The sequence below is a fragment of the Maribacter vaceletii genome (genome assembly GCF_003634105.1).
GTDB classification, from domain to species: Bacteria; Bacteroidota; Bacteroidia; order Flavobacteriales; family Flavobacteriaceae; genus Maribacter_B; species Maribacter_B vaceletii.
This window is the reverse complement of record NZ_RBIQ01000007.1, coordinates 1,622,081-1,648,521: the sequence shown is the minus strand read 5'-3', so window position 1 is coordinate 1,648,521 and position 26,441 is coordinate 1,622,081. Positions and strand designations below refer to the sequence as shown.

Genomic DNA, 26,441 nt, shown 5'->3' with positions numbered 1-26,441 from the left:
CTTAATAGAGTCTATTAAGCGGGTTTTTCATTAAAAAAGCGTATTTTTTTAAAGATATAACCCAAAGATAACATTAGAGCCCATTTAAAAGTGCTTTTTTTGCAAAACCAAACTAAAAATACAGTAAATGGATTTTTCTCTTGTTGTTATATATTTAGGGTTTACCCTAGCAGCTTACTCTGTAGTTGGAAATGACACCATACAAACACTTGGAACATTCTTAAGTTCTAATGAAAGAAAAAAATGGTGGGTACTATGGTTATTTGCAGGCGGTATACTAAGCGCTACTCTTATTTATGGGTATATTACACATGCTGGTGATGTCTCCTACGGACGTTTAGAAAAATACCCAATGCCAGACCCTTTTGCATGGTATTATATACTCCCTCCAATAATCTTAATGCTCTTAACAAGAACCGGTATCCCAGTTAGCACCTCTTTTATGGTACTAACTTTCTTTAATCAGAAAAATTTAAATGACATGGTCATTAAATCCATTTCTGGGTATGCCGTTGCTTTTGTTGCTGCAATTATTTTATATGCTATTGTAGCTAATTTATTAGAAAAGAAATTTATTGAAAACCCAATAACTCCTAAACAAAGAAAAATATGGACAACACTACAATGGTGTTCTACAGGTTTTTTATGGTCACAATGGTTAATTCAGGATTTTGCCAACATATATGTGTATTTACCAAGAGAATTAAAAGTATGGCAGCTACTATTTTCTTTAGTTATTATTCTAGGAATGTTAGCATTTATTATAGCCGAAAAAGGTGGAGAAATTCAAAAAATTGTAAAATCTAAAACTAACACTGTAGATATTCGTTCTGCAACATTAATAGATTTATCCTACGGTATTATTCTTTTCTATTTTAAAGAGTTAAACAATGTTCCTATGAGTACTACATGGGTTTTTATAGGTATTCTAGCAGGTAGAGAAATAGCATTGAACTTTATGCTCAGAAAAAAAGAAAACCGAAAAAAAATGTTCAAAAATTTAGGAATGGATTTATTAAAAGTTTTTATTGGTTTAATAGTAAGTATTGTTCTTGTATACGTAGTTAAATATTTAGCTACCCTATAATTAGAAGCACTATATATTTTATTAAAAAGAAAAAAGATGAAAAGCATATTATTCCCTACCGATTTTACAGAGCTATCCTTAAATGCTTTTACTTACGCAATGGAATACGCTCAAAAATCTAACTCAAAACTTATTGTTTACCATACGTATTCTGAAGATAGTGATATCCCGGAAGAAGCACAACAAGTTTACGATAAAGTAGATATACAAAATTTTAGAAACAAAAAAGATAAATTCCCTCCCTTTGAAAAATTAATTAAAGAAAGTAAAGCTGGTAATTTAAAGGTAAAATATGTTGTTGATGAAGGTAATTTTATTGATTCTTTAAAGAAATACATTACTCGCAAAGAAGATAAAATAGATTTAATTATAATGGGTACCCAAAACAAAGAAAATAGTTTGTTTAATATTTTCATGGAAACCAATACAATTAAAATACTTCAAGAAATAAATAAGCCAGTTATTGCCATTCCTGAAAAAGCTACTTTTGATGGCTCTCTAAATAATATTGCTTTTTTAATAGATTATCGTGAGGACGAAAAAGAACCTTTAGAACAAGTAATTTTAAAAACTCAAGAATTTAATTCTACATTACATGTTATACATTTTGATTTAGCTCATGGTGAATCTATATCTCCTTTAATGAGCTCTTTTAAAGATTCATTGCAATTAGAAGATTTAAATAACACCAAGTTTATATCCATTGACACTATTAATCTAAAAAAATCATTATCAGAATACTGTGTTACTAATACTATTGATATGATTTGCCTAATTAACCACAAACGTAATTTTTACCAACGGTTATTTTCTCTTAGTTTAGCGGAAGATATTTTAAATCACTTAGACATCCCAGTAATGGCTATCTATAGTGAATAAATAAAATCCACATTCATACATGTATGAATGTAGATTTTATTTAATAATACAAATTAATGTGCCGCACCATCATCTGTGTTATCTTCTCTATATTTACAACATGGATGAACACCGTTATAAGCTTGTTCTGTAGCTTTTAGCTCTTTTGTATCATGCCCAACCCCAACAATTGCCGTTTTAATTTTCATGGCATCTGTTTTACGCTCATCCATAATAATAGATAATTGATGCGATGGAATATCCCAATTTGCATACTTTACCCCTTTTACATTCAACGCTGCTTTTTCTATACGCTCTTTACACATACCACACTTTCCATTTACATCAAAAGTCATTTTTTTATTTTTCTCCTGCGCAAAACTTATTATAGTAAACAAAGCCATTGTTAGGGTTAAAATTGTTGTTTTCATTTTTTCTATTATTAATTGTTAGTATTAAATTTTAAATCTAAATCCGCCATAAAACATTCTACCCATTATTGGTGCATATACAATAGTAGTATCAAAATTAGAGCCAAAAGGATTATCTGCTCCTAAAACAGGACTAGCTTGTTGTACATTAGAAAGGTTTTCCCCTCCCAAATACACTTCAAATGTATTAGAGAACACTTTTGTTATTTGCGCATTCATATGATTATAGGGCAATGAATACTCTCCTAATTGGTACTTTTCAGGATTACTACTGGTATCTGGCAACCTTTTTTTTCCCATACTATGAAGCGTATAGTCAAATTTCCACTGCGTGCCATTCTCTTTCGCTTCTGTTTCATATCCTAAATTAACAAAGAAGCGATGTTGCGCTAATAAAGGTTTTTGGAGATTACCATTCTCATAATCGGTAGAAACATCATAAAACTTATAGGATGTTCTTAAGTTTAAACGAGATAGCAATTCATAATTTACCTCCACCTGAAAACTCTTAGCGCTACTCTTTCCATCTAAATTATAAAAGGAAACCTCCTGCGGATTTTCCCAATCTACTACTATTTGATTTTTAAAATCTGTAATGTAATAATCTAACGAAATATCCCCTTTTTTATTTAGGAAATTAAATCCTTGTAAAAAGCTTAGTCCATAGTTCCATGCATCCTCAGGCTCTAAACCATAAACACTACCACCGGTATCTGCTATATTAATGGTTCTAGCGGATCCAAATAACTGCTGATTCTCTGCAAAAATATTGGCCGCCCTTTTTCCTCTACCAAAAGAACCTCGCAAGCTTCCTTTTTCCCATGGTGTATATCTAATATGAAATCTTGGCGTTACAAAGGTTCCTAATCTATTATGATTATCTACACGTAACCCCGCAGTAAGACTCACTTTCTCCAAATTCTCATAGCTATATTCTAAAAAGGCTCCTACAGAATTATCTACTCTGGAGTAATCTGCTGTACTTACCATTTCATCATATCCATCATACGCAAAAGTGATTCCTGTTTTAAACTTGTTTCTAGTATCCCCAATAATGGAATTAAATAGCAGATTACTATACAAACTTTCATGTTTAATATCATAGGTTCTAAATCCAAAATAAGAGTTTTGTTTATGCAAGCTATAGGAGGTTTGAAACCCAAAACTTTGAAATGGAAGCTCTGGAAAAACATAGCCTAATTTTACAGAGGTATCAAAACGGCGGGTATCTATCTCACTTCCCCACACTTCGGCTCCGCTCAGTGCAGGATCTTCCGCATTATACATATTGGTGGCTGAGCGTAGTCGAAGCCACTCTTCCGGGTTAAAATCCACTTGCCCAACTTGTTTTTCATCGTTTAGAAAACGAATATTAAAAAAACTTACCCATCCTTTTTCTACGTCTTGATATTGCCAACGGTTCATTACATTTATTTGATTTGCCAAAGGCGCATCTAAAAATCCGTCCTTATTATCATCTTCCTTTTGGGTTCGCTTGTTGCCATGTATGTATAAACCTGAACTTAACTTATTACTAAGTTTTTTATTGAAATGGGTGTTGAGCTCATAACGCCCATTTTGATTGGCATAACCATTCACAAAAACAGCATTATTCGTTAGTGGTTTTACCAACTCTGTGTTTATTTGCCCAGATATACTCTCGTAACCATTAACCACACTACCAGCACCTTTGGTAATCTGAATACTTTCTATCCAAGTACCTGGTGTAAATGTTAATCCGTATGCTTGTGATGCGCCACGAACCATAGGAATATTTTCTTGGGTAATTAGTAAATATGGACTAGTTAAGCCCAGCATTTCAATTTGTTTTGTACCAGTTAATCCGTCTGAGATATTTACATCAATTGCCGGGTTCGTTTCAAAACTTTCGGCCAAATTACAACAAGCAGCTTTTAACAGCTCCGCACTATTTACCGTAACCACATTTTCTGGACTAAAATAGGTTTTCTGAATAGCATCCCGTTCTTGTTGTACTACCACCTCATCTAATTCGTTTGATGGCTTTAAACTTACGCGGATAGCTTTGGGTTCATTAATAGTCAGTGTATCCGTCTTAAACCCCACATAACTAATTATTAATTTATTAAAATCCTTCTTATAAGGAATTGAAAATTCACCTTCAAAATTAGTTACTACTCCTATTTGGGAATCCTGCCAATACACATTTGCACCAGATAAACGTAAAGCATTTTCTTCTTTAGAATCTAACACCACCCCTTTTACTTTCTCCTGAGAAAAACAAAATAAAGGAGCTATTATTACTAGTATAAACACTCTTTTCATAATTTCTAAATCCAAGTGTTTAGTAACATTATAATTGCCATAACAATCATAATAGCATTCTCTATAAAAGTAGCTTGGGTCATTGGTAATTTAAGAACAGTACCCAAACATGCGCATTGTATAGTTTGCTTATTTAATAACGATTTAGTTACGCCTACAGTAGTTATGCCTAATATTAAAATTGTCACTATTAAAGCTGTAGTTATCTGGAATCGCATTAAAAAACAAAGCCCTAGAACCACTTCTATAAAAGGATAAATTTTACCATACGCAGGAATTGCTTTTGCAATAGGGTCATACATTTTAAAACTCTCGGGAAACCCTTTTAAATCTAGCATCTTAAAAAAGCTAAATACAATATAAAATATCCCCATAAAATCTAACATAAAACTAGTAGTGCTCCACGCTTTTATGTTTACTAATATTGCTGTAACAAGTAAATAAAGAAAAATAAGTAACAGTGGTTTTAACTGCTGAATTTTAGATTTTTTACTTATTAAATTTTGAGCATTAAAATCACCTTTAGCCTGTTCCCATTTTTCAGAAATAGTGTATTTATTTCCTAGTGTAGATTGAAGTATTTTAGTTTCTAAAGGACTTTCTAAATGCATTGTAGCTTCCGAGGTTTCTAAAGAAACGGTTGCGGAAACAACACCCTCTATCTCTTGAAGCTTTTTCGTAACGGATGCCACACAACCACCACACGTCATTCCATTAATAATATATATTTTTTTCATCTTTTTCTTTTTATTGATTTATTATTTGTTTCCTAAAAAAAGGAAACAACAAAACATACTTACGCTATCTTACAATTAAGAAAATAACGGTATTGTTTAAAATCAAATTAAGAAAACAGCATCAAGCAACTGAATGTTCTTGACAATTTTGGGAGGTATATATTTTACATAGGATTGCCTTTTTTCCGAAGAAGGAACAAACAAACCTATGTAGGATTGAATATAGGTAATTAAAAATCTTTGATGCTCTAAATCAAAATCATTAAAAGAAGGCTTAACATTGTTTTGCCCCTCAAAAGCTATTAATTCCTCATCACAACAAGATTTTTTTTCAACCTTAGCTATTTCTTTAGAATTAGAAGACATATCCATTCCGCAATCTTGAGCATCCACAAAAAAGGCAACATCTACCAAATGCCCCATACAATAATGCTTTTCCACTTTCCATGAAGTAGTTGAAAACAAAATAATAACAGCCATAAGGCAAGAAAAATAACTATGTAGTTTCTCTTTCATTACTACAAAGGTACTAAATAACAATATTCAAAATAAATTTTAGCATTCTGTTAACTAATTATTACTTAACAAATTCAAAAACAACACCTTATACAATCTTTATAAAAAAGTAATAAAAAAACCATCCCACCAATATACTTTAAACCTAACATTAAAGTTAATAAGGCTATATACATATAACCGCATTTTAAAACTATAAACACATAAGTATGAGAAAGAGTATGAAATTATTTTCAAAAGTAAGTTTAGCTAGTATTGTTTTTAGCTTATTTCTAGTAAGTTGTAGCAGTGACGATAGTACAGTTTTTGACTCTCCAAAAGACGATAATGATGACGTTGCAACGTTGATTATAAACCAAGGAGATCCTTCAAAGGACATTTTTACCGCGAAAGCCAATGGCGAAGTTGGTACTTCTGTTCCTGGTAGAGTTATCTACACTTCTACAGATATTACACAACGTAGATTATATATTACGCAAAACATTTCTGGAGCAGGAGATATGCCTTTTAATGATTTTGCACTAACCAGTAAAGATTTAAAAAAAGCATTAAAAGCAGATGGTTCTATTGATTTAGATGGCGCTACCAAAAAAGAAATAGATTTTACTTTTGACCTACCTGTACCAAATATAGATAATGGATCTATAGTTTATAGCTTTTGGACAACTACAGGAAAAGGAGATTTTAGAGACCCAAATAAAAGAAAAGCACTTGGTGTTGGTACTATAACAGTAACAGTTGGTACCGGTACTAACCCTAAAGCAGAAGTACATTCCTATACTGGTATCAAACTATTTGCTCCAGATTCTGAAGGAAAGACCGAAACTTTTTTCTCTCTTTTAAATGAGACCGTTTATAAAATTAATGTAGGCTCAGAATTTAGAGCATTTTGGGATTTTGGTTACTACTATGGTGTATCTAGCCCTTCTGATGGTCATTTTGCCTCTTTTTGTTCTACAGCTACCTATGACGCTACTTTTGGCTTTCCTGTAGAAGGACTTAAACCTAGTGATAGTGAAGACGCAGACGAAACGTTAAACGAAATGTTCTTTGGATCATCTAACTTTGATGTTACTGCCTTTGATAATGTTGCACTTTCTGGAGATTTAGATTTTATAGTTAAGACAAACAATCAAAACATAACAAACTTAGAAGTTGGTGACATTGTGGAATTTGTAGACAATTACGGTAAAAAAGGCCTTATAAAAGTAACCTTTATAAAAGCTGGTTATGGTAATGAAGACTATATTGAGTTTGATGTTAAAGTACAGCCGTAACAAAACAAAAGACTATTTTAAAATAATAAAAAGAGGGTATCTATATAAAAGTAGATACCCTCTTTTTCTTTAAAAAAAATTAAGTACAGCCTTAAAAATTAGCCTTAATAAGGTAAAGAGAACTAGCGTCTACCTCTTCAGTTCCTGGAAGTATTTTCTGGTCAATAGTACCATCACCATCTATATCCGAAACAGCAAAATCATCATCATTAATACATCCTAAAGTATTAGAATCTATTAACCAAATTCCTTCAAGTTTATCATGTGGGTAGCCAGCTACTTGTACTAAGTCTACAACCAATGTTTTAGAAACAGGTTTTATTCCTTCTGCTGTTAATTCTTCCCAAGAAGACTCTTCAATTATTTTATCCCCTATCATTCTACCAAATTCTGCTTTAGGGTCATCACTACTAACATCTGTAGCGTCAGAAATGTTTATTTTGTAAATATGTTTTTGCGCTTCTCCTGCACCAGAAAATTTACCATCTCTTTCTACTACTAAAAACTCTGTATTAGATAATGCCACAATTTCAGAATTAGATAAATTATCTTTTTCTTGCTTATACAAATATTCCTTTGTTTTACCTGTTTCTAAATTAAAAGCAACTATTCTTGTTATATTATTTTTAATATTTACCGGATTATACATGGTAGATTGCATAATACCATATAATACTTTTTCGTCTGGAGTAATTGCCAAACCTTCCATTCCTCTATTAGCTCTTCTTTTTGCATATACCGCAGGTAATTTTCTTCCTCCATTACCATCATTTACTCCTATTGGAGAAATACGTTCTATTTGTACTCCATTAACAGAATAATGTACTATATGTGGGCCATATTCATCCGAAACCCAAAAAGTTCCATCTTTTAAAGCTACTAATCCTTCAGAATCTAATCCAAAATCATCAAAATTCAATTTATTTCCAGATGCATCATAAGGAATTTCTCCTGTAGCTCCTTTACCTTCTGGATTTGGCAAACCAGAAATTAATTTTCCAGTAGGGTCTTTTAAAAGAATGGTTTTTAATAATACAACCTCTCCTTTTTTTGTTACTTTAAAATGACCAATACGAGGTGTATATTCCGAAACAGGAAACTTTTTCCCTTCTAAAAAACCTGTATTAGGTCCACGATCCGTTATTGCATAAAATTCTGCTTCATTAGTAGGGTGCGCTGTTGCGGCAGAACCGTAACCGCCATTCCTAACCTCTACATTTTGATTTATTACTTTTAATGTTTCATAAGGCAATTCATATTGCTTATTTGGTTCTAAAACCTCAGCAGGAGATACTTGCTCTTGATTACCATCTCCTGAACCAGTAAAATCGTCTAAATGTTGGCAAGATGTAATAGTTATTAAAACTAAACCTAGTAATAATAATTTTTTTAAATTTTTCATTTTAAATATTATAGTGATTATTATTATTACAAAACAAAAACACTCCTATTAGTAAGCAGTTATTTAAATCTAATATTTTAGTGAAACAATTGTTAATTAATTGAGGAGGAAAGAAAAGTTAACTTTAAAAGATTGTAAATTTGCGCTTTATTTTTACACGCTTATAATGTTCAAGAAATTAAAAAATCAAGTTGCCACTATTACAAACTCCTCTGAGAAATCTATAGACGAAAAATTAAAAGAAATCTGTGAACTCTTAAAAGAATCTATTAGATATTATGACTGGGTAGGGTTTTATTTTAAAAATGGAGATAAAAATGAACTTAAATTAGGCCCTTATGCTGGTGCCCCTACAGATCATACTATTATTCCTTTTGGCAAAGGTATTTGCGGACAAGTAGCAGAGAGTAATGAAAATTTTGTTGTTCCGGATGTGCAAGCACAGGATAATTATATTGCTTGCAGTATTACTGTAAAAGCAGAAATAGTTATACCACTCTTTAAAAACGGAGAAAACATAGGGCAAATTGATATAGACTCTAACACACCAAACCCGTTTTCTGAAGAAGATGAGCGCTTTTTAGAATACGTAAATGAAAAAGTATCACAAATTCTTTAAAACTTTAGGTTTATTGTTAATAAACTACCTCTTTTTTTAGTTTCAAAAAAATTACTTTTGCAAGCTTAGAACTTTAATTTTAAGCAAAGTAAAAATGAGTACCAAAAAAGCAACATCAGCCTTAATATCTGTATTCCATAAAGACGGATTAGAACCAATTGTAAAAAAGTTTAATGAACTTGGAATTACTATATACTCCACAGGCGGAACAGAAAAATTTATTAAGGACTTAGGAATAGATGTTGTACCTGTAGAAGACGTTACAAGCTACCCATCTATCTTAGGTGGTAGAGTAAAAACACTACACCCAAAAGTTTTTGGAGGAATTTTAAACAGGCAAGACCATGACGGCGATGTTGCGCAATTAAAAGAGTTTGATATTCCACAGATAGATATCGTAATTGTAGATCTTTATCCTTTTGAAAAAACAGTTGCAAGTGGTGCTCCAGAACAAGATATTATAGAAAAGATAGACATAGGTGGTATTTCATTAATACGTGCTGCTGCTAAAAACTTTAAAGACGTTCTTTGTGTTTCTTCTATGGAAGATTACAGTGAGGTTTTAGAACTAATAACAGAGGGTAACGGAACTACGACTTTAGAAGATCGCAAGCGCTTTGCAGGAAAGTCTTTTAATGTTTCTTCGCACTATGACAGCGCTATTTTTAACTACTTTAACAAAAATCATGAAGAGGCTGCTTTAAAAATTAGCGAAACAAAAGGGAAAGTATTACGTTATGGAGAAAACCCACACCAAAAAGGATTTTTCTTTGGCGATTTTGATGCTATTTTCAATAAACTTCACGGTAAAGAATTATCATACAACAATTTGTTAGATGTAGATGCCGCTGTAAATTTAATGAACGAATTTAAGAATGATGCCCCTACATTCGCAATTTTAAAACACAATAACGCTTGTGGTTTAGCGCAACGCGACACATTACACCAAGCATATGTAGATGCCTTAGCTGGTGATCCTGTTTCTGCTTTTGGAGGAGTTCTTATAAGTAACAAAGAAATAGATAAAGCTACTGCCGAGGAAATTCACAAACTTTTCTCTGAAGTTGTAATTGCTCCTAGCTATGCTCCAGATGCTTTAGAAATTTTAAAAGGTAAAAAGAACCGCATTATCTTAATACTAAATGATATTGAGTTACCAGCAAACAATGTACGCACATGTTTAAATGGGATTTTATTACAAGAAAAAGATGCTAAAACAGATGCTCTTGAAGATTTAAAAACCGTTACAACTCTAACACCTTCTAAAGAAGATTTAGACGATTTAATTTTTGCTTCTAAACTTTGTAAGCACACAAAAAGTAACACCATTGTTTTAGCAAAAAACAAGCAATTGTGTGCTAGCGGTACTGGACAAACCTCTAGAGTAGATGCCTTAAACCAAGCAATACATAAAGCAAAATCTTTTAATTTTGATTTACAAGGTGCTGTAATGGCAAGTGATGCTTTTTTCCCATTCCCTGATTGTGTAGAAATTGCAGGAAACAGTGGTATAAAAAGCGTGATACAACCTGGAGGGTCTATAAAAGACCAATTAAGTATTGATTATTGTAATGAAAATGAAATTGCAATGGTTATGACAGGCACACGTCATTTTAAGCATTAATTTTAGTACCTTTATCGACGAAATGCACTTTTAATCGAAACCAAACTTTAAACTATGGGATTTTTTGATTTCTTGACAGAAGAAATAGCAATTGATTTAGGTACTGCCAACACCCTTATTATACATATGGATAAGGTTGTTGTAGATAGTCCATCTATTGTAGCACGTGATAGAATTTCTGGAAAAATTATTGCCGTTGGTAAAGAAGCCAACATGATGCAAGGTAAAACCCATGAAAACATAAAAACTATACGTCCTCTAAAAGATGGTGTAATTGCAGATTTTGATGCTTCTGAAAAGATGATTAATATGTTCATTAAGAACATTCCTGCATTAAAGAAAAAATGGTTCCCGCCAGCTTTACGAATGGTTATTTGTATTCCTTCAGGAATTACCGAGGTAGAGATGCGTGCCGTAAAAGAATCTGCAGAGCGTGTAAATGGTAAAGAAGTTTACTTAATTCATGAACCAATGGCCGCAGCTATTGGTATTGGTTTAGATATTATGCAGCCTAAAGGAAACATGATTGTAGATATAGGTGGTGGTACTACCGAGATTGCAGTAATTGCTCTAGGGGGTATTGTTTGTGACAAGTCTGTGAAAATTGCAGGGGATGTTTTTACCAATGATATTATTTATTATATGCGTACGCAACATAATTTATATGTTGGAGAAACAACTGCTGAAGCAATAAAAATTGAAATTGGTTCTGCCACAGAAGATTTACAAACACCTCCAGATGAAAAATCTGTACAAGGAAGAGATTTACTTACCGGTAAACCAAAACAAGTACAAATTTCTTATAGAGAAATAGCAAAAGCATTAGACAAATCTATTTTACGTGTAGAAGATGCGGTTATGGAAACACTATCTCAAACGCCTCCAGAACTAGCTGCCGATATTTATAATACTGGTATTTATTTAGCTGGTGGTGGTTCTATGTTACGTGGGTTGGATCGTAGATTATCACAAAAAACAGATTTACCTGTTTATATAGCAGAAGACCCGTTAAGAGCAGTTGTAAGAGGAACAGGTATTGCACTTAAAAACTTAGAGCGTTATAAGAGTATATTAATTAAATAAACTTTAAGTATATTCTTTTGTTTTTTGTTATCAATTTCCCCAAATTGAAACATACTATTTTTGATAGTATATAATTTTGAACTGAATGCGGCAGATAATAAATTTTTTAATTCGATATAAAACTTTTTTGCTTTATATCTTTTTCATGATTATTTCATTGTCTTTCACTATTCAATCGCATTCTTTTCATCAATCAAAATTTTTTAATTCTTCTAATTGGGTAACGGGGGGAATTTTTCAAACCTCCTATAATATTACTTCTTATTTTGATTTAAAAAGTGAAAACCAAAAATTAGTAAACGATAATAAAAGGTTACGTCATATATTATATAACAGCAAGATAAAAGACACCGTTCGTATAGATTCTTCCAATATAAATTATACTGTAATTTCTGGACAAGTAATAAAAAATAATTATGCCGATCAGCGCAATTATATTACTATAAATAAAGGTAAAAAAGATAGCATAAAACAAGATATGGGTGTTATAACCGATAAAGGTATATTGGGTATTGTAGAAAACACTTCTAATAAATATGCATCTGTACAAAGTGTTTTAAATGAACACTCCAATATAAATGCTAAAATTAAAAATACGGACCACTTTGGCTCTCTAATATGGAATACAGAACACTATAACACGGTACAATTAATAGATATTCCTAGATTGGTACCTATTACTATTGGAGACACTATAGTAACTGGAGCCATGAGTAGTATTTTTCCTGAAAATATTCCCATAGGAACCATAAAAAAGTTTGACCTAGATGACTCTAAAAGTTTTTACTATATAAATGTTTCGTTATTTAATGACATGACTAACATTAAAAACGTTTATATAATTAATAACCCTAATAGAGAAGAAATACTAAAATTAGAACAAGAGACCATTTCCAATGATCAATACTAATTTTTTTATAAATATTTTACGTTTTACACTATTAGTCTTAGTGCAGGTTTTGGTGTTTAATAGACTCAACTTTTTTGGGTTTATTAATCCAATGGTATATATCTTATTTTTATACTGGTATCCTATAAAGGAAAATAGAGCAACCTTTATTGGGTTAAGTTTTTTACTTGGTCTATTTATAGACTTTTTTTCAGACACTATGGCCATAAATGCAGCAGCAACAGTTACTATAGCATATTTAAGACCTGTTATTATGAATTTTGTATTTGGGGTAAATTTAGAATTTCAAAGTTTTAAACTTGGAAACACAACTAAAGTACAACAAATCACCTTTTTAGCGTTATTAATAGTAGTGCATCATTTCGTATTTTTTACATTAGAAATTTTCAGTTTTACTAATCTATTATTAATACTTAAAAAGGCATTAGCCATAGGCCTAGCTACTTTAATACTTTGCTTACTATTTAGCACTTTATTTAGCGTTAAAAAAGAATGAAAAGACTATTATTATCCTCTTTAGTTATACTTATAGGAATTACCTTTTTGGGTAGGCTTTCTTATTTGCAAATATTTAGCTTTTCGCCAGACCAAATAGCAGAAGATCCTGCAATAAAAACAATCTATGATTACCCAGAACGCGGTTATATATATGATCGAAATGGAAAACTATTAGTTGGTAATGACCCTGCTTATGATGTAATGGTAATCCCTAGAGAAGTAAAACCTCTAGATACATTAGAATTTTGTAGTTTATTAAATTTAGAGAAAGAAAAATTTATAAAACAACTTAGAAAGGCAAGAATATATTCTCCACGTTTACCATCTGTATTAGTACATCAGCTTTCTAAAGAAGACTATGGCAGACTCCAAGAGAAAATGAGAAAGTACAAAGGGTTTTATATTCAAAAACGTTCTCTAAGATATTATGACACCAATAGTGGAGCAAATGTATTAGGGTATATTAGTGAAGTTAATGAAAGAGATTTAGCCAAAAACAAATACTACGTACAGGGAGAATTAACTGGCCGTACAGGAGTAGAAAAACAGTACGAAGAAATTTTAAGAGGTCGTAAGGGAGTACAATACATTCAAAAAGACCGTTTTAATAGAGATATAGGCCCGTATAAAAGTGGTTCTCTAGATACCATTCCTGAGCAAGGAAAACAAATTAGCCTTACTATAGATAAAGTTCTCCAAGAATATGGAGAGCAGCTAATGATTGGTAAACGCGGCGGTATAGTTGCTTTAGAACCTTCCTCTGGCGAAATATTGTCTATGATTTCTGGACCAACCTATGACCCCGCTTTATTAGTTGGCAGAAAACGTTCTAGAAATTACACCAAACTTTATAATGATACTATTGCAAACCCAACATGGGATAGATCCATCCTAGCACAACAACCGCCAGGATCCCCATTTAAAACCCTAAATGCTCTTATTGCATTGCAAGAAGATGTAATAGAAGAAAACACAACCATACGTTGTTACAATGGTTTTTATGTGGGGCGCTCCAAAAAAGGATGCCACTGTGGGGGTGGTTTACGAAATGTAAATTCTGGAATCTACAAATCTTGTAACGCTTATTTTGCTGGAACGTTCAGAAAAATATACGAAAAATTTGAAACTACCGATGAAGGCATGGATGTTTGGGAAAAACACATGAAGAGTTTTGGTTTAGGAAATTACCTAGGATATGATTTACCGTATGGTCAAAAAGGAAGAATCCCTAGTAAAGAATACTATGATAAATGGTATGGAGATAATAGATGGAGCTCTTCCTATATAATATCTAACTCTATTGGCCAGGGAGAAGTATTGGCTACGCCAGTACAACTAGCAAATATGACCGCAGCAATTGCTAATAGAGGACATTACTTTACACCTCATATTTTAAAGAAAATTGAAGGAGAGGCCATTTCTAACCCAAGATTCACAGAACCTAAACATACTACAATTGATCGTAAACACTTTGAACCTGTAATACAGGGTATGGCCGATGTATATAGAAAAGGTACCGCAAGATGGGTACAAATACCAGATATAGAAATTGCAGGAAAAACAGGAACAGCAGAAAATTTTACTAAAATTGATGGCGTAAGAACCCAACTAACAGATCATTCTGTTTTTGTTGCTTTTGCCCCTGTAAATAAGCCTAAAATTGCAATTGCTGTGTATATAGAAAATGGGTATTATGGGTCGCGTTACGCAGGACACATAGCTTCTTTAATGATAGAAAAATACATTAAAGGGAACGTAACTAGGAAAGACTTAGAAAAAAGAATGTTAGAAAAAACTTTGGAGCGCGAATATGCTAAACCATATAGTGGCGAAGAGTTTAAGATTAATGAGTATGTCTGGTAATAGTGTTCTAAAACGTATAGACTGGCTAAGCGTATTATTCTACTTTACTTTAGTGCTCATTGGTTGGTTAAATATTTATTCTAGTACGGTTACAGAAGCAGAACCACAAATATTTAATTTTAACGCATTACATGGCAAACAGCTTTTTTTTGCAGGTGCTAGTATAATTGCTATTATGTTAGTTCTAGCATTAGAAGTAAATTTCTATGAGCGCTTCTCTAGTCTTTTTTACCTTATTGCCATGGTAATTCTCCTTGGCTTATACCCTTTTGGCAAAACTATTGCCGGGGCAACCTCATGGTACGACTTAGGTTTTTTTAACCTACAACCCTCAGAGCTTGCCAAAGTAGCAACCGCACTGGCCTTGGCTAAATACTTAAGTGATATACAAACAGATATAAAACGTAGAAAAGACCAGCTATACGCCATTTTAATACTCTTAATACCCGCTATTCTAATTATACCGCAACCAGACCCCGGTAGTGCTTTAGTATTTTTTGCATTAATTTTTGTAATATTTAGAGAAGGTTTACCACTATATTATTTAGGGATTTTATTTTTAGTTATTCTCATATTTGTAGCTACCTTAAAGTTTGGCACTTTATGGCTTACCATTTCCTTAGCTTTATTTACTACCATTTTCTTTTTAATAAAAAGAAAAAAATTTAAAGTACCTATTATACCTTTTGCTTCTGCATTAGTAGCTATTGTGTTATTTTCTCTATCGGTAAATTTTGTTTTTAATAATGTTTTTGAACAAAGGCACAGAGACCGTTTTAGTCTTTGGCTACGTTTAGAAAAAGACCCTAAAAAATTAGAGCAAATACGAAAAACTATTGGCTACAATACCTACCAGTCTGAAAAGGCTATTGAATCTGGCGGACTAATAGGAAAAGGGTTTTTAGAAGGTACACGTACCAAAGGAGATTTTGTACCAGAACAACATTCTGATTATATATTTAGTACTATTGGCGAAGAATGGGGCTTTTTAGGAACCTCTTTAGTAGTACTCACATTTACCTTTCTTTTTTTAAGATTAATACACTTGGCAGAACGTCAAAAAAATCCGTTTTCAAGAATGTATGGCTATGGGGTAGTTTCTATCCTTTTTATACATTTTTTAATTAATGTAGGTATGGTAATAGGTATATTACCAACTATTGGTATTCCTTTGCCATTTATGAGTTATGGTGGTTCTGGTCTACTATTTTTCACCATATTACTTTTTATTTTTTTACGATTAGATGCTAATAGACTAAAAGAAAGTTTTTAAAATTTCCAACCACTAGAAGTAACTTTCCGCTCTATTTTATCCTGTTTTTCTTTAGAAAGTGCTGCAAAAAAATCTATTCCAGTACGTTTTTCAATAACATCTACTGGCACTAAAAATTGTTTTATAGAAGAAGAGCTCTCTTTATTTTTCATTAAAAAAGCTACTACACTTAAATTATCTTTTTCTCCTTTTGCAATAATTTTATAAAAATAATCTGGCACAGCAACATCTTCCTCCCCTATTTCCTCTAAACCATTTTCCAAAACCCCACCAGTTATTACAAATATACTCCCGTACTTTTTTGCCCAGTATCTTGTTTTCATTTCTAATTTATTCCAAATACCAGCATTAAATTCTCTGTCTTGCGGACTTATATTACTGGTATAAAACGTTTCGTCATAGGCTTGTTTAGAAAATCTGCGATCCCCAGCAGGACACAAATGGCCACGATCATAACCAGAGCCTTTGTAATTTCGCCAATCAGCCGATTTTGTTTTTACCATTGGGTCCTCAATAAAATAAGGCCTCTTTCTATCCTCATACGTTAAATCCTTTTTATCCAGTTTATAAGCTACCCACTCTGCTTGTTCATACGCTTCATTATACGATAAAGAATAATACGAATGTTCTACAATACTTCCTGTGGTAGAAGTTGGCATTAAATATTTAGAAACTTCTTTTTTTAAACCTTCAGAATTTTTATCGGAATAGGTAGCTGGGGTATAAAAATTTTCAAACAACCAAAAACCAACCACACAAATAAGCATTAAAACAGAATATATAGTTTTATTAGAATAGCTTTTTCTCATATTTCAAATTTAACCTAAATTAGTGGTTTATATAACCCAAAATATAGTAAGGTTTATATCTTATTTAAGACTACTATAATAGTCAAATATTCAGTATTAAAACAGAAAGGAAATATACCATGCTAACCTGGAAAGATGTAATTAATTATAGCGTTAAAGGAAACCCTACTCCAGATAAAAGAGTAGAAAAGTCTGATGCAGAGTGGCAACAACTTTTAACCCCTGAACAATATAAAATCACAAGACAAAAAGGAACTGAAGCCCCACATACTGGAGCACTCTGTAGTGCGCACGAGGCTGGTGAGTACAATTGTATTTGTTGTAACACCCCTTTATTTAACTCTACCATTAAATTTGAATCTGGTACTGGGTGGCCTAGCTTTACACAACCTGTTAAGGATAACGCTATTAAATATAAAAAAGATACCACTTATGGTATGATTAGGGTAGAAGTTATGTGTAACACTTGTGATTCCCATTTAGGACATATTTTTCCAGACGGACCAGAACCTAGTGGCTTGCGCTATTGTGTAAATTCTGAATCTTTAAAATTAAACAAACAATTAAATGAGTAATTCTAATATACAAACAGCTACCGTTGGTGGTGGTTGCTTTTGGTGTGTTGAAGCCGTTTTTAACGAAATAAAAGGAGTACATAAAATTGTGTCTGGCTATAGCGGAGGTACTGCTCCAGGAAAACCAACTTATAGAGAGGTTTGTTCTGGACTTACTGGTCATGCAGAAGTAATACAAGTTACTTTTGATGCTACTAAAATTTCTTATAAAGATTTATTGGTAATTTTTATGACTAGCCATGACCCCACCACTTTAAATAGACAAGGTGGCGATGTTGGTACGCAATACCGTTCTGTAATATACTATCATACTGCAGAACAGGAAAAAACGGCACTAGAAGTTATTAAAGAAGTAAGCCCTTATTACGAAGACCCAATAGTAACCGAAGTGAGTGAGTTGCCTATTTTTTATGAAGCAGAAGACTACCACCAAGATTATTATAGAAACAATACAGAACAAAGTTTTTGTAGCGCTGTTATAACCCCTAAGCTTGCAAAACTTAGAAAAATGCATGCAGATAAGTTAAAATAAAGCGGTTTACCACTGGCCTACACTAAATAGTAATTGGGCGATATACCCTAAGTAAATGAGGTTTAAGAAAGTACTTTAGTACAACAATCTTAAACCCCATTACTATGAATACTACAAAAACATACTACCGTATAGCAATTACATTATTTTCTATAGCAATACTATATGCTGTAGCAAATTCTTTTATAAACTATGATGCTATAGCACTTAAGTTTCAAAAACTAGGGTACCCTACCTATTTAATATCTGTTATTGGTGGCGCGCAATTACTTGGCCTAACCATTATTTTATTAAATAAAGGAAAATGGCTAATAGAGTGGGCGTACGCAGGTTTTTTTATGAATTTTTTATTTGGCATTATTGCGCACTTGTTAGCCAAAGATGGTAATGGTGCAGCTGCAGTGGTTTGCTTAGTACTTGTTTGGACTACCTATATTCAGAATAAAAAAATGAAATACCATAAAGAAACTACTACCACTAAAAACAAAGAACCAAAATCTTATATAAAAGTAGCATAAGTAAGATTTATACTTTTATAACAGAAGCCTGCTTTGTAAAAAAGTAGGCTTTTTACTTTATTAATCGTTGCGAATTACTTTATTTATAAATTTGTTATAATTTTTTATAGCTATACACCGATCGCTACGCTCGGTCAGTTCTTATCTTTATAGGGTAATTCACAGTGTAAGAAAAATAACCACAAAAAAAAGCCGTTTAAATTTTATTTAACCGGCTTTCTAAATATTTTGGAAAAACTACTTTAATCTTTTACACTTGCTAATTTTGCATGCTTAATATTATTTAGTTTAAGGTCTTGCAAGACATTAACAGCTTCTTCTACATACACATCTTTTGCAAGATTTTTATGCCAGCGGTTTCTTTTTTCTCTTAATAAAGAATCTTTAGTAAATAAGCTTTCTTCATATTTTAAAGAGGTAAAAGTTAAATGCGAGTCATAGTCTGATAAGTTTTTAAAATAATCGGACTTTTCTTTGTCTTTAGACTCTTCTGCTTTATACACCTCATAATTTAAAGAAATCTCGGTTTCTCCTTGTTCCGCTTTAAGCCACTTTGCATTTTCCTCAATTAACTTAATCTGAGGGTGAGCAGCCATACGCTTAGTACTACTTTCTACTGTTTTGTCATAATCTATATACCCATCCCAAATTTGGTAGTCTGCAGGTGTAATTTTATCCCACTTTAATGGGTTACTCTGATCTCTTTCTCCTAAATCTATATAGCTATACTTGTCTGGCACAACCACATCACTCTTTACACCTTCTAATTGTGTAGAGCCACCATTAATTCTATAAAATTTTTGCGTGGTTAATTTTATAGCTCCTAAATCTCCATGCTCATTACTACGAACTATATTATCTAAAGGTATTACGTTTTGTACGGTTCCTTTACCAAAAGTTTGCTTACTACCAATTACAATAGCTCTTTTATAATCTTGCATTGCTGCTGCCAATATTTCGGATGCCGATGCAGATAATTCATTTACTAAAATTACTAGTGGCCCATCCCATTGTATTCTTTCATCTTTATCATCATACACATCTTTTCCTTTTCCGCTAGAACGTACTTGTACAATAGGGCCTTCTTTAATAAATAAACCAGCCATTTCTACTACTGTTTTTAAAGAACCGCCACCATTATCTCTAAGGTCTAAAATTAAGCCCTCGGCACCTTCTTCTTTTAAACGCTCTACTTCTTTTGCTACATCTGATGCTGCATTTCTATTACTATAATCTTCAAAATCTACATAAAATTTTGGCAGATTTATAAGTCCAAATTTTTGGTCTTCTTTAATAATATTAGCAGATTTTGCGTAAGACTCTTCTAATTCTACCACATCTCTAGTAATAGAAATAACTTCTATAGAACCGTCTACTTTACGTACGGTTAAATCTACCACAGTCCCTTTTGCTCCTTTTATTAGTTTTATAGAATCGTCTAAACGCATTCCAGAAATATCTATAGGGTCTTCGCCATCTTGTCCTACTTTTGTAATTTCATCACCAACTTCAATACGTTGGTCTCTCCATACTGGGCCACCTGAAATAACTTCTACAATTTTGGCGCCCTCTGGCTTTTTTTGCAAACGTGCCCCAATACCTTCAAACTTACCAGACATACTGGTATCAAACTTTTCCTTTTCTTCTGGTGCAAAATAAAAAGTATGTGGATCAAACTCATCTACAATACTATTTATATACTGTACAAACCAGTCTTTACGCTCTAAATCGTCTACAAAATCAAAAAACTCATCTAATGTGTTCTCTGTTGTTTTTCTAGCATCTTTTTCTGCTTCTTCCGGAGTTCTTTTTTCTCCTTCTTTTTCTCTAGTAAGTTTAGAATCATATGTTCCTAAAGTTGCATATTTTAATTGTTTTCTCCACCTTTCTTGTAATTCTTTTTTAGAATCGGCAAAATACTCTTCATCATACTTAATATTTATAGTTTCGTTCTCCGTATAATCAAAAGGAGTTTTTAGTATGGTTTTATATATACCCTTTGCATCTTTCATACGAACCATTAAACGTTCATAAACTGCATTAAAAAAAGTAATGTCTGTATTTTTTATTTGATCATCTATCTGAAACTTATACTGTTCAAAATCTTCAATATCGCTTGCTAAAAAATAACGTTTTGTTGGATCCAAAATATCTATAAAATCTTCAAAGACTTCAACAGAAAAATCATCATCAATAGATTTAGGTTCATAATGCCCTTTTTCTAAAACATAGGTAATTAAATCTAATAACAATTTATCTTTATCATCATTCTCAAAAGTCCTGTTTGTAAAACTACAGGAAGCTACAGCTATCATTAAAACTGTTAACACATAGACTAAATTCCTTTTCATAAATTCAATAATTTTATTTTTGCATTTTGTACGGCAATAAAAAACACCTGGTTTTTGTACCAAAATACATACAATTCTCTAAGATACTGAAAAAACCATGCCAGCAATATGCTTCTTAGTTATTTTTTTGTTAATCGAGGTGGGTGCCATATCTTTTTTAAAAACGTATTTTTACTCTATAAAGTATAACCTATGAAAAAACCTCTAATTCTTGTTACTAATGATGACGGTATTACTGCGCCTGGTTTACGTAATTTGGTAAACTTTATGGCAGAAATAGGAGATGTTGTTGTAGTTGCTCCAGATAGTCCGCAATCTGGAATGGGACATGCCATTACTATAGATAATACGCTGTATGTTAAACAAATGAAGATAAATTCGTTACCCAATTTACAGCAAGAATATAGCTGTAGTGGTACTCCTGCAGATTGCGTAAAATTGGCTTTGCAAGAAATTTTAGATCGCAAACCAGATATTTGTGTTAGCGGTATAAACCATGGATCCAATTCTTCTATAAATGTTATTTACTCTGGAACTATGAGTGCTGCTATTGAAGCTGGCATAGAAGGGGTTCCTGCAATTGGATTTTCTCTATGCGATTTTTCTTGGGAAGCCAATTTTAAAGCCGCAAAAAAACATATTATAACAATTGTTTCCGAAGCCCTTACCAATGGTATTCCAAAAGGCGTTGTTCTTAATGTGAATATTCCTAAACTAGAAGAAAAAGAAATTAAAGGAGTTAAAATTTGCAGACAAGCAAGAGCAAATTGGAAAGAAAAATTTGATAAACGCACCAACCCAATGGGGAAAGATTACTATTGGTTAACAGGAGAGTTTGAATTATTAGATAAAGGGGAAGATACCGATGAGTGGGCTCTTTCTCAAGGGTATATTTCTGTGGTTCCTACCCAATTTGATTTAACTGCCCACCATGCTATTCACCATATAAATAACTGGAATTTAAATGAACACTAAAAAAGAAATTTTAATAGGATTTATTGTTGGTATTATTGCGAATACTATAGGCACTATTTTATATATACTTATTTTTTCGGATTTTGGAATTGTAGAAACTTATAATGCAGCTGTTACGCAAGGGCATGTAGGTAGTTTACTTGCTTTAGGAGCTATTCTAAACTTAATAGCATTCTTTGGGTTTTTAAAAATAAAGAGAGACCAAAGAGCACGTGGTGTATTATTAGCAACCTTAATTACTGCCTTAGCTATTTTATATTATAAGCTTTTTTAGTGGTTGATGGTTAGAAAAAGGAGTTAAGAGTTAATCTAAGAGAAAAGAGAATGGACTCAAAAACCAAGACTAATTACTTTGTACTTAGAACAAAAAAAACAAAAGCCAATAGCTAAACTTTAAAAAATGAAATATTACATAATTGCTGGGGAAGCTTCTGGAGATTTACATGGCTCTAACTTAATTAAAGCATTACGTAGTAAAGACCCAAATGCTAGTATTAGGTGTTGGGGAGGAGATTTAATGCAACAAGCTGGTGGCACTTTGGCAAAGCATTATAAAGAGCTTGCTTTTATGGGGTTTTTAGAGGTGTTTACTAACTTAAATAAAATCTTTAAAAATATTGCTTTCTGTAAAGAGGATATTACAAACTTTAATCCCGATGTATTAATTTTTATAGACTATTCCGGTTTTAATTTAAGAATTGCTAAATGGGCAAAAGGCCATAATTTTAAAACCAATTATTATATTTCTCCGCAAATATGGGCCTCTAGAGAAGGACGTATTGAAAAGATAAAAAGAGATATAGATAATATGTTTGTTATACTCCCTTTTGAAAAAGAGTTTTACGAGGATAAACATAATTTTCCGGTGCATTTTGTTGGTCACCCACTATTAGATGCTATAGAAAATAGAACAAAAACAGAAGCATCTGTATTTAGAAAAGAAAATAAATTAGACCCTAAAAAACCAATAATAGCTTTATTACCAGGTAGCAGAAAACAAGAGGTTCAAAAAATGCTAAACGTTATGCTTTCGCTCACGCCTTCTTTTAAAGACTACCAATTTGTAATTGCTGGAGCTCCTAGTTTAGAGTTCAATTTTTATAAACCTTACCTAAATACCAACGTTGCTTTTGTAAGCAATAAAACATACGATTTACTCTCGCATGCAACTGCAGCTTTAGTTACTAGTGGCACTGCAACTCTAGAAACCGCATTATTTAAAGTACCACAAGTAGTTTGCTATAAAGCAAACTGGATATCTTACCAAATTGCAAAACGTATTATTACTTTAGAATATATTTCTTTAGTAAATTTAATTATGAAAAAAGAAGTGGTTAAAGAACTTATTCAAGACAATTTAACTACTAAAAATTTAAAAGAAGAATTACACAAAATTCTAAAAGGAAACTTCAGAGAAGAACAAATTAGTGCTTACCAACAATTAGAAAAAATGCTTGGCGGTGGTGGTGCTAGTGTAAAAGCTGCTACATTACTAATAGAAAATAACTAACTTTATACAACTATTACCTAATTCATGTATCGCAAAATCTACTTTATTTTTATATTACTATTGCTAGGAAGTTGCGGTGCTTCTAAAAAGAAAACAACTACTAAAAGTAAAACCTATAAAGTGTCTGTTGCTGGAGACCCAGAACCAACTACTCCCACACCTAAAAAAAATACCCCTAGAATAGTAGAAGAAACAAATTCCAAAGCAGATGCTATAATAAATACCGCTCTTACTTTCTCTGGTGTACGTTATAAATATGGTGGCACCACTAAAAAAGGAATGGATTGCTCTGGCTTACTTTATGTTTCTTTTGCAGAACATGATATTGCTATACCTAGAGTTTCTTATGCTATGGCTAACGAAGGCAAGCGCGTTAAAATTAAAGATGTTGTTAAGGGCGATTTACTTTTTTTTAAAACCAGTAGAAAAGGTAAAAGAATAAACCATGTAGGTATGGTGGTTTCTACAGATAATGATGAAATAAAATTTATACACGCCTCTAGCTCCAGAGGAGTTACTGTTTCTTCTTTAAGAGAAGGTTTCTGGAATTATTCTTTTGTAAAAGCCACCAGAATATTATAATGTGTATTGATGGATTTCCCCTCGTTTTAATAGCTATTACATAAGATACGTGTAAAATAAAGTATTTTAGAAGGATACATTTTCCTTTATGCCGCTTTTAAAATTTGCCTCTATAAAACTCACCTTATTATTAGTTGTGGGTATTCTTATTGGAACTCATACAAAAATTACTATTCACGGCGCTTTTCTTTATACTGGTATTTCTTTAACTCTATTAGGAATTTGCTTTTTTGCCATAAAAAAAGACATAAAGCACTTTCTTTTTACTGTTTTTATGGTTTGTACCACCATAAGTTTAGGAGTGCTAACAACAACACTTAATAACCCTTTAAATTACTCCTCGCACTACAGCCATAACAAAACTTCTTCCTCAAAAACATACACATTAAAAATTACGGAAGTTTTAAAACCCAATACCTATTACAAAAAATACATTGCCGAAGTACAAGCAATAGAAAACAAAAAATCTTCTGGTAAAATTTTAGTAAATATTAGTAAAGATTCGCTCTATTTTCCTTTACATGTTGATGATGAAATTAAAACTGTTGCCTCTCTTAAAGGAATTAGTGCCCCATTAAATCCATATCAGTTTAATTTTAGAAAATACATGGAAATATCAGGAATTTACCACCAAATAAGCCTGAAACAAGAAGATGTAATTCGCAATAAAAAAAATAGGAGCACACTTTATGGTTTTTCTTCCAAAATAAGAAATCATATAATTAAAAAACTAAAACAAGCCCCTTTTGGCTCGCAAGAATTAGCAGTTATAGAAGCTCTTTTATTAGGGCAACGCCAAGATTTATCGGACACTACTTATGATAATTACAAAAAAGCAGGAGCGGTTCATATTCTAGCGGTTTCTGGTTTACATATTGGTATTTTATTACTCATTCTAGAGTTTCTTTTGCAACCCTTAACCTATTTACCGTATGGCAGAAAAATAAAATTAGTAGCATTAGTTTTTCTCTTATGGTCTTTTGCTTTACTAGCAGGTTTTAGCGCATCAATAATAAGAGCAACTACTATGTTCACTTTTGTGGGGTATGCATTATACTTAAATAGACCCAGTAACACCTTTAATATTTTGGCCTTGTCTATGGGCTTTATATTATTGGTTATTAACCCCAACTTAATTTTCCAGGTAGGGTTCCAAATGAGTTATGCTGCTGTTTTTACTATTGCTTGGATATTTCCTATGCTTCAGCGTTTTTGGTTTCCTAAAAACATAGTACTAAATAAAGTTTGGCAACTCTTATCGGTTAGTATTGCTGCACAAGTGGGCGTGCTACCCATCTCACTCTTTTATTTTCATCAATTTCCCAGTTTGTTCTTTATTTCTAACATTCTTATTATTCCTTTTTTAGGAGTTATTTTGGGGCTTGGAATCCTAGTAATTTTACTAGCAGTTGCTAATTGCCTACCAAATAGTATTGTTCTTGTTTACAATACTATAATTTATTGGATGAATAGTATAGTTGGTTGGGTTGCAAAACAAGAAGCATTTTTATTTTCCAATATATCTTTTAATCAATTACAACTTGTTCTTAGCTACGGAATTTTGATTTTATTGGTTACTATGCTAAGCAATACTACTTTTAAAAAAGTAGGTTATTTTTTAGCTAGTATACTGCTTTGGCAACTACTACATATTTATCAAAATAATAATTTACAAAAGGAACAACAGTTATGGGTTTTACATGAAAATAGAAACTCCGTTATATACCATCAAAATGGAACTAGTTTAACTATTATTGCGTCCAAAGAAAAGGTAAATTCATCTACCTTAAATAATTATAAAATTGAAAAAGGAATAGACTCTGTAACCTACAAGACTTTATTAAATTCTTATGTATATAATTCATTGGCTCTTAAAATAATTGATTCTACTGGTATTTACATACCTAGAAAAGAATCTGCTATTTACCTATTATCCAACTCACCTAAAATAAATTTAGATAGATTTATAGATACCGTACAACCTGTAAAAATCATAGCCGACGGGAGTAATTACAAAAGTTATATTACGAGATGGAGAGCCACATGTAAAAAAAGAAAATTCCCTTTTCATTATACTGGTGAAAAGGGAGCTTATTATTTAGAATGA

Annotated in this window: 25 protein-coding genes; 18 read left to right on the top strand and 7 right to left on the bottom strand. The window is 32.1% G+C overall.

The window, feature by feature from the left end; all coding sequences use genetic code 11:
• Positions 1-127: 127 nt before the first annotated feature.
• Both CLV91_RS06840 and CLV91_RS06835 read left to right on the top strand, forming a co-directional pair.
• Entirely contained in the window at positions 128-1,087 is a 960-nt protein-coding gene (locus CLV91_RS06840) for a hypothetical protein (RefSeq protein ID WP_121065264.1), read from the top strand.
• Positions 1,088-1,123: 36 nt separating this feature from the next.
• On the top strand, positions 1,124-1,966 hold the full coding sequence (locus CLV91_RS06835) for a universal stress protein (RefSeq protein WP_121065262.1): 843 nt from the start codon (positions 1,124-1,126) through the stop codon (positions 1,964-1,966).
• A 53-nt stretch (positions 1,967-2,019) separates the two neighbouring features.
• Here CLV91_RS06835 and CLV91_RS06830 read toward each other — a convergent pair whose 3' ends face one another.
• From CLV91_RS06830 to CLV91_RS06810, 4 genes are all read right to left on the bottom strand, one after another.
• Positions 2,020-2,376: a heavy-metal-associated domain-containing protein gene (locus tag CLV91_RS06830; protein ID WP_121065261.1), complete on the bottom strand. Its 357-nt coding sequence runs from the start codon at positions 2,374-2,376 to the stop codon at positions 2,020-2,022.
• A gap of 24 nt (positions 2,377-2,400) precedes the next feature.
• Positions 2,401-4,680: a TonB-dependent receptor gene (locus tag CLV91_RS06825; RefSeq protein ID WP_121065801.1), complete on the bottom strand. Its 2,280-nt coding sequence runs from the start codon at positions 4,678-4,680 to the stop codon at positions 2,401-2,403.
• 5 nt (positions 4,681-4,685) lie between these two features.
• Entirely contained in the window at positions 4,686-5,417 is a 732-nt protein-coding gene (locus CLV91_RS06820; protein ID WP_121065260.1) for a heavy-metal-associated domain-containing protein, read from the bottom strand.
• A 102-nt stretch (positions 5,418-5,519) separates the two neighbouring features.
• Positions 5,520-5,933 (bottom strand): HYC_CC_PP family protein, encoded by a 414-nt coding sequence (locus CLV91_RS06810; protein ID WP_121065257.1) that lies wholly within the window; start codon positions 5,931-5,933, stop codon positions 5,520-5,522.
• Positions 5,934-6,142: 209 nt separating this feature from the next.
• Here CLV91_RS06810 and CLV91_RS06805 point away from each other — a divergent pair, with 209 nt between their 5' ends.
• Positions 6,143-7,210, top strand: a complete 1,068-nt coding sequence (locus CLV91_RS06805; protein WP_245987151.1) for a hypothetical protein — start codon at positions 6,143-6,145, stop codon at positions 7,208-7,210.
• 91 nt (positions 7,211-7,301) lie between these two features.
• Here the strand turns inward: CLV91_RS06805 and CLV91_RS06800 are convergent, their stop codons facing one another.
• On the bottom strand, positions 7,302-8,612 hold the full coding sequence (locus CLV91_RS06800) for an esterase-like activity of phytase family protein (protein ID WP_121065253.1): 1,311 nt from the start codon (positions 8,610-8,612) through the stop codon (positions 7,302-7,304).
• A 166-nt stretch (positions 8,613-8,778) separates the two neighbouring features.
• On the opposite strand from CLV91_RS06800, the gene CLV91_RS06795 reads away from it, so the two are divergent.
• The 7 genes from CLV91_RS06795 to rodA all read left to right on the top strand — a co-directional run bounded on the left by CLV91_RS06795 (position 8,779) and on the right by rodA (position 16,482).
• Complete coding sequence (locus tag CLV91_RS06795; RefSeq protein WP_121065251.1) at positions 8,779-9,231, top strand: GAF domain-containing protein; 453 nt, start codon at positions 8,779-8,781, stop codon at positions 9,229-9,231.
• Positions 9,232-9,325: 94 nt separating this feature from the next.
• Entirely contained in the window at positions 9,326-10,855 is a 1,530-nt protein-coding gene (gene purH, locus CLV91_RS06790) for a bifunctional phosphoribosylaminoimidazolecarboxamide formyltransferase/IMP cyclohydrolase (RefSeq protein ID WP_121065249.1), read from the top strand.
• Positions 10,856-10,909: 54 nt separating this feature from the next.
• On the top strand, positions 10,910-11,938 hold the full coding sequence (locus CLV91_RS06785; RefSeq protein WP_121065246.1) for a rod shape-determining protein: 1,029 nt from the start codon (positions 10,910-10,912) through the stop codon (positions 11,936-11,938).
• Between the two features lie 85 nt (positions 11,939-12,023).
• On the top strand, positions 12,024-12,848 hold the full coding sequence (gene mreC / locus CLV91_RS06780) for a rod shape-determining protein MreC (RefSeq protein WP_121065244.1): 825 nt from the start codon (positions 12,024-12,026) through the stop codon (positions 12,846-12,848).
• 91 nt (positions 12,849-12,939) lie between these two features.
• Positions 12,940-13,344 carry a rod shape-determining protein MreD gene (locus CLV91_RS06775; protein WP_317124769.1) on the top strand — a complete coding sequence of 135 codons (405 nt, stop codon included), beginning with the start codon at positions 12,940-12,942 and terminating at the stop codon, positions 13,342-13,344.
• Positions 13,341-15,209: a penicillin-binding protein 2 gene (mrdA, locus tag CLV91_RS06770; RefSeq protein WP_121065240.1), complete on the top strand. Its 1,869-nt coding sequence runs from the start codon at positions 13,341-13,343 to the stop codon at positions 15,207-15,209. Before CLV91_RS06775 ends, mrdA begins: the two co-directional genes overlap by 4 nt.
• The gene (rodA, locus tag CLV91_RS06765) at positions 15,199-16,482 is read left to right on the top strand and encodes a rod shape-determining protein RodA (RefSeq protein WP_121065238.1); all 1,284 of its coding nucleotides are present in this window, start codon (positions 15,199-15,201) and stop codon (positions 16,480-16,482) included. The genes mrdA and rodA overlap by 11 nt, the downstream gene beginning before the upstream one ends.
• Here the strand turns inward: rodA and CLV91_RS06760 are convergent.
• The gene (locus CLV91_RS06760; protein ID WP_121065236.1) at positions 16,479-17,291 is read right to left on the bottom strand and encodes a DNA/RNA non-specific endonuclease; all 813 of its coding nucleotides are present in this window, start codon (positions 17,289-17,291) and stop codon (positions 16,479-16,481) included. The genes rodA and CLV91_RS06760 overlap by 4 nt on opposite strands.
• A gap of 119 nt (positions 17,292-17,410) precedes the next feature.
• On the opposite strand from CLV91_RS06760, the gene msrB reads away from it, so the two are divergent.
• From msrB to CLV91_RS06745, 3 genes are all read left to right on the top strand, one after another.
• The gene (gene msrB, locus CLV91_RS06755) at positions 17,411-17,866 is read left to right on the top strand and encodes a peptide-methionine (R)-S-oxide reductase MsrB (protein ID WP_121065234.1); all 456 of its coding nucleotides are present in this window, start codon (positions 17,411-17,413) and stop codon (positions 17,864-17,866) included.
• Positions 17,859-18,398 (top strand): peptide-methionine (S)-S-oxide reductase MsrA, encoded by a 540-nt coding sequence (msrA, locus tag CLV91_RS06750; RefSeq protein WP_121065232.1) that lies wholly within the window; start codon positions 17,859-17,861, stop codon positions 18,396-18,398. The genes msrB and msrA overlap by 8 nt, the downstream gene beginning before the upstream one ends.
• A gap of 104 nt (positions 18,399-18,502) precedes the next feature.
• Positions 18,503-18,916 carry a DoxX family protein gene (locus tag CLV91_RS06745; RefSeq protein WP_121065230.1) on the top strand — a complete coding sequence of 138 codons (414 nt, stop codon included), beginning with the start codon at positions 18,503-18,505 and terminating at the stop codon, positions 18,914-18,916.
• A 242-nt stretch (positions 18,917-19,158) separates the two neighbouring features.
• Here the strand turns inward: CLV91_RS06745 and CLV91_RS06740 are convergent, their stop codons facing one another.
• Positions 19,159-21,267, bottom strand: coding sequence for a carboxy terminal-processing peptidase (locus CLV91_RS06740; RefSeq protein ID WP_121065795.1), 2,109 nt, complete (start codon positions 21,265-21,267; stop codon positions 19,159-19,161).
• 192 nt (positions 21,268-21,459) lie between these two features.
• Here CLV91_RS06740 and surE point away from each other — a divergent pair, with 192 nt between their 5' ends.
• The 5 genes from surE (at position 21,460) to CLV91_RS06715 (ending at position 26,441) form a co-directional block, all read left to right on the top strand.
• Entirely contained in the window at positions 21,460-22,242 is a 783-nt protein-coding gene (surE, locus tag CLV91_RS06735) for a 5'/3'-nucleotidase SurE (protein ID WP_121065228.1), read from the top strand.
• Positions 22,232-22,516, top strand: a complete 285-nt coding sequence (locus tag CLV91_RS06730) for a hypothetical protein (RefSeq protein WP_121065226.1) — start codon at positions 22,232-22,234, stop codon at positions 22,514-22,516. Before surE ends, CLV91_RS06730 begins: the two co-directional genes overlap by 11 nt.
• Before the next feature lie 126 nt (positions 22,517-22,642).
• Positions 22,643-23,752, top strand: a complete 1,110-nt coding sequence (lpxB, locus tag CLV91_RS06725; RefSeq protein ID WP_121065224.1) for a lipid-A-disaccharide synthase — start codon at positions 22,643-22,645, stop codon at positions 23,750-23,752.
• Positions 23,753-23,776: 24 nt separating this feature from the next.
• Positions 23,777-24,334 carry a C40 family peptidase gene (locus tag CLV91_RS06720; RefSeq protein ID WP_121065222.1) on the top strand — a complete coding sequence of 186 codons (558 nt, stop codon included), beginning with the start codon at positions 23,777-23,779 and terminating at the stop codon, positions 24,332-24,334.
• A gap of 88 nt (positions 24,335-24,422) precedes the next feature.
• On the top strand, positions 24,423-26,441 hold the full coding sequence (locus tag CLV91_RS06715) for a ComEC/Rec2 family competence protein (protein WP_121065220.1): 2,019 nt from the start codon (positions 24,423-24,425) through the stop codon (positions 26,439-26,441).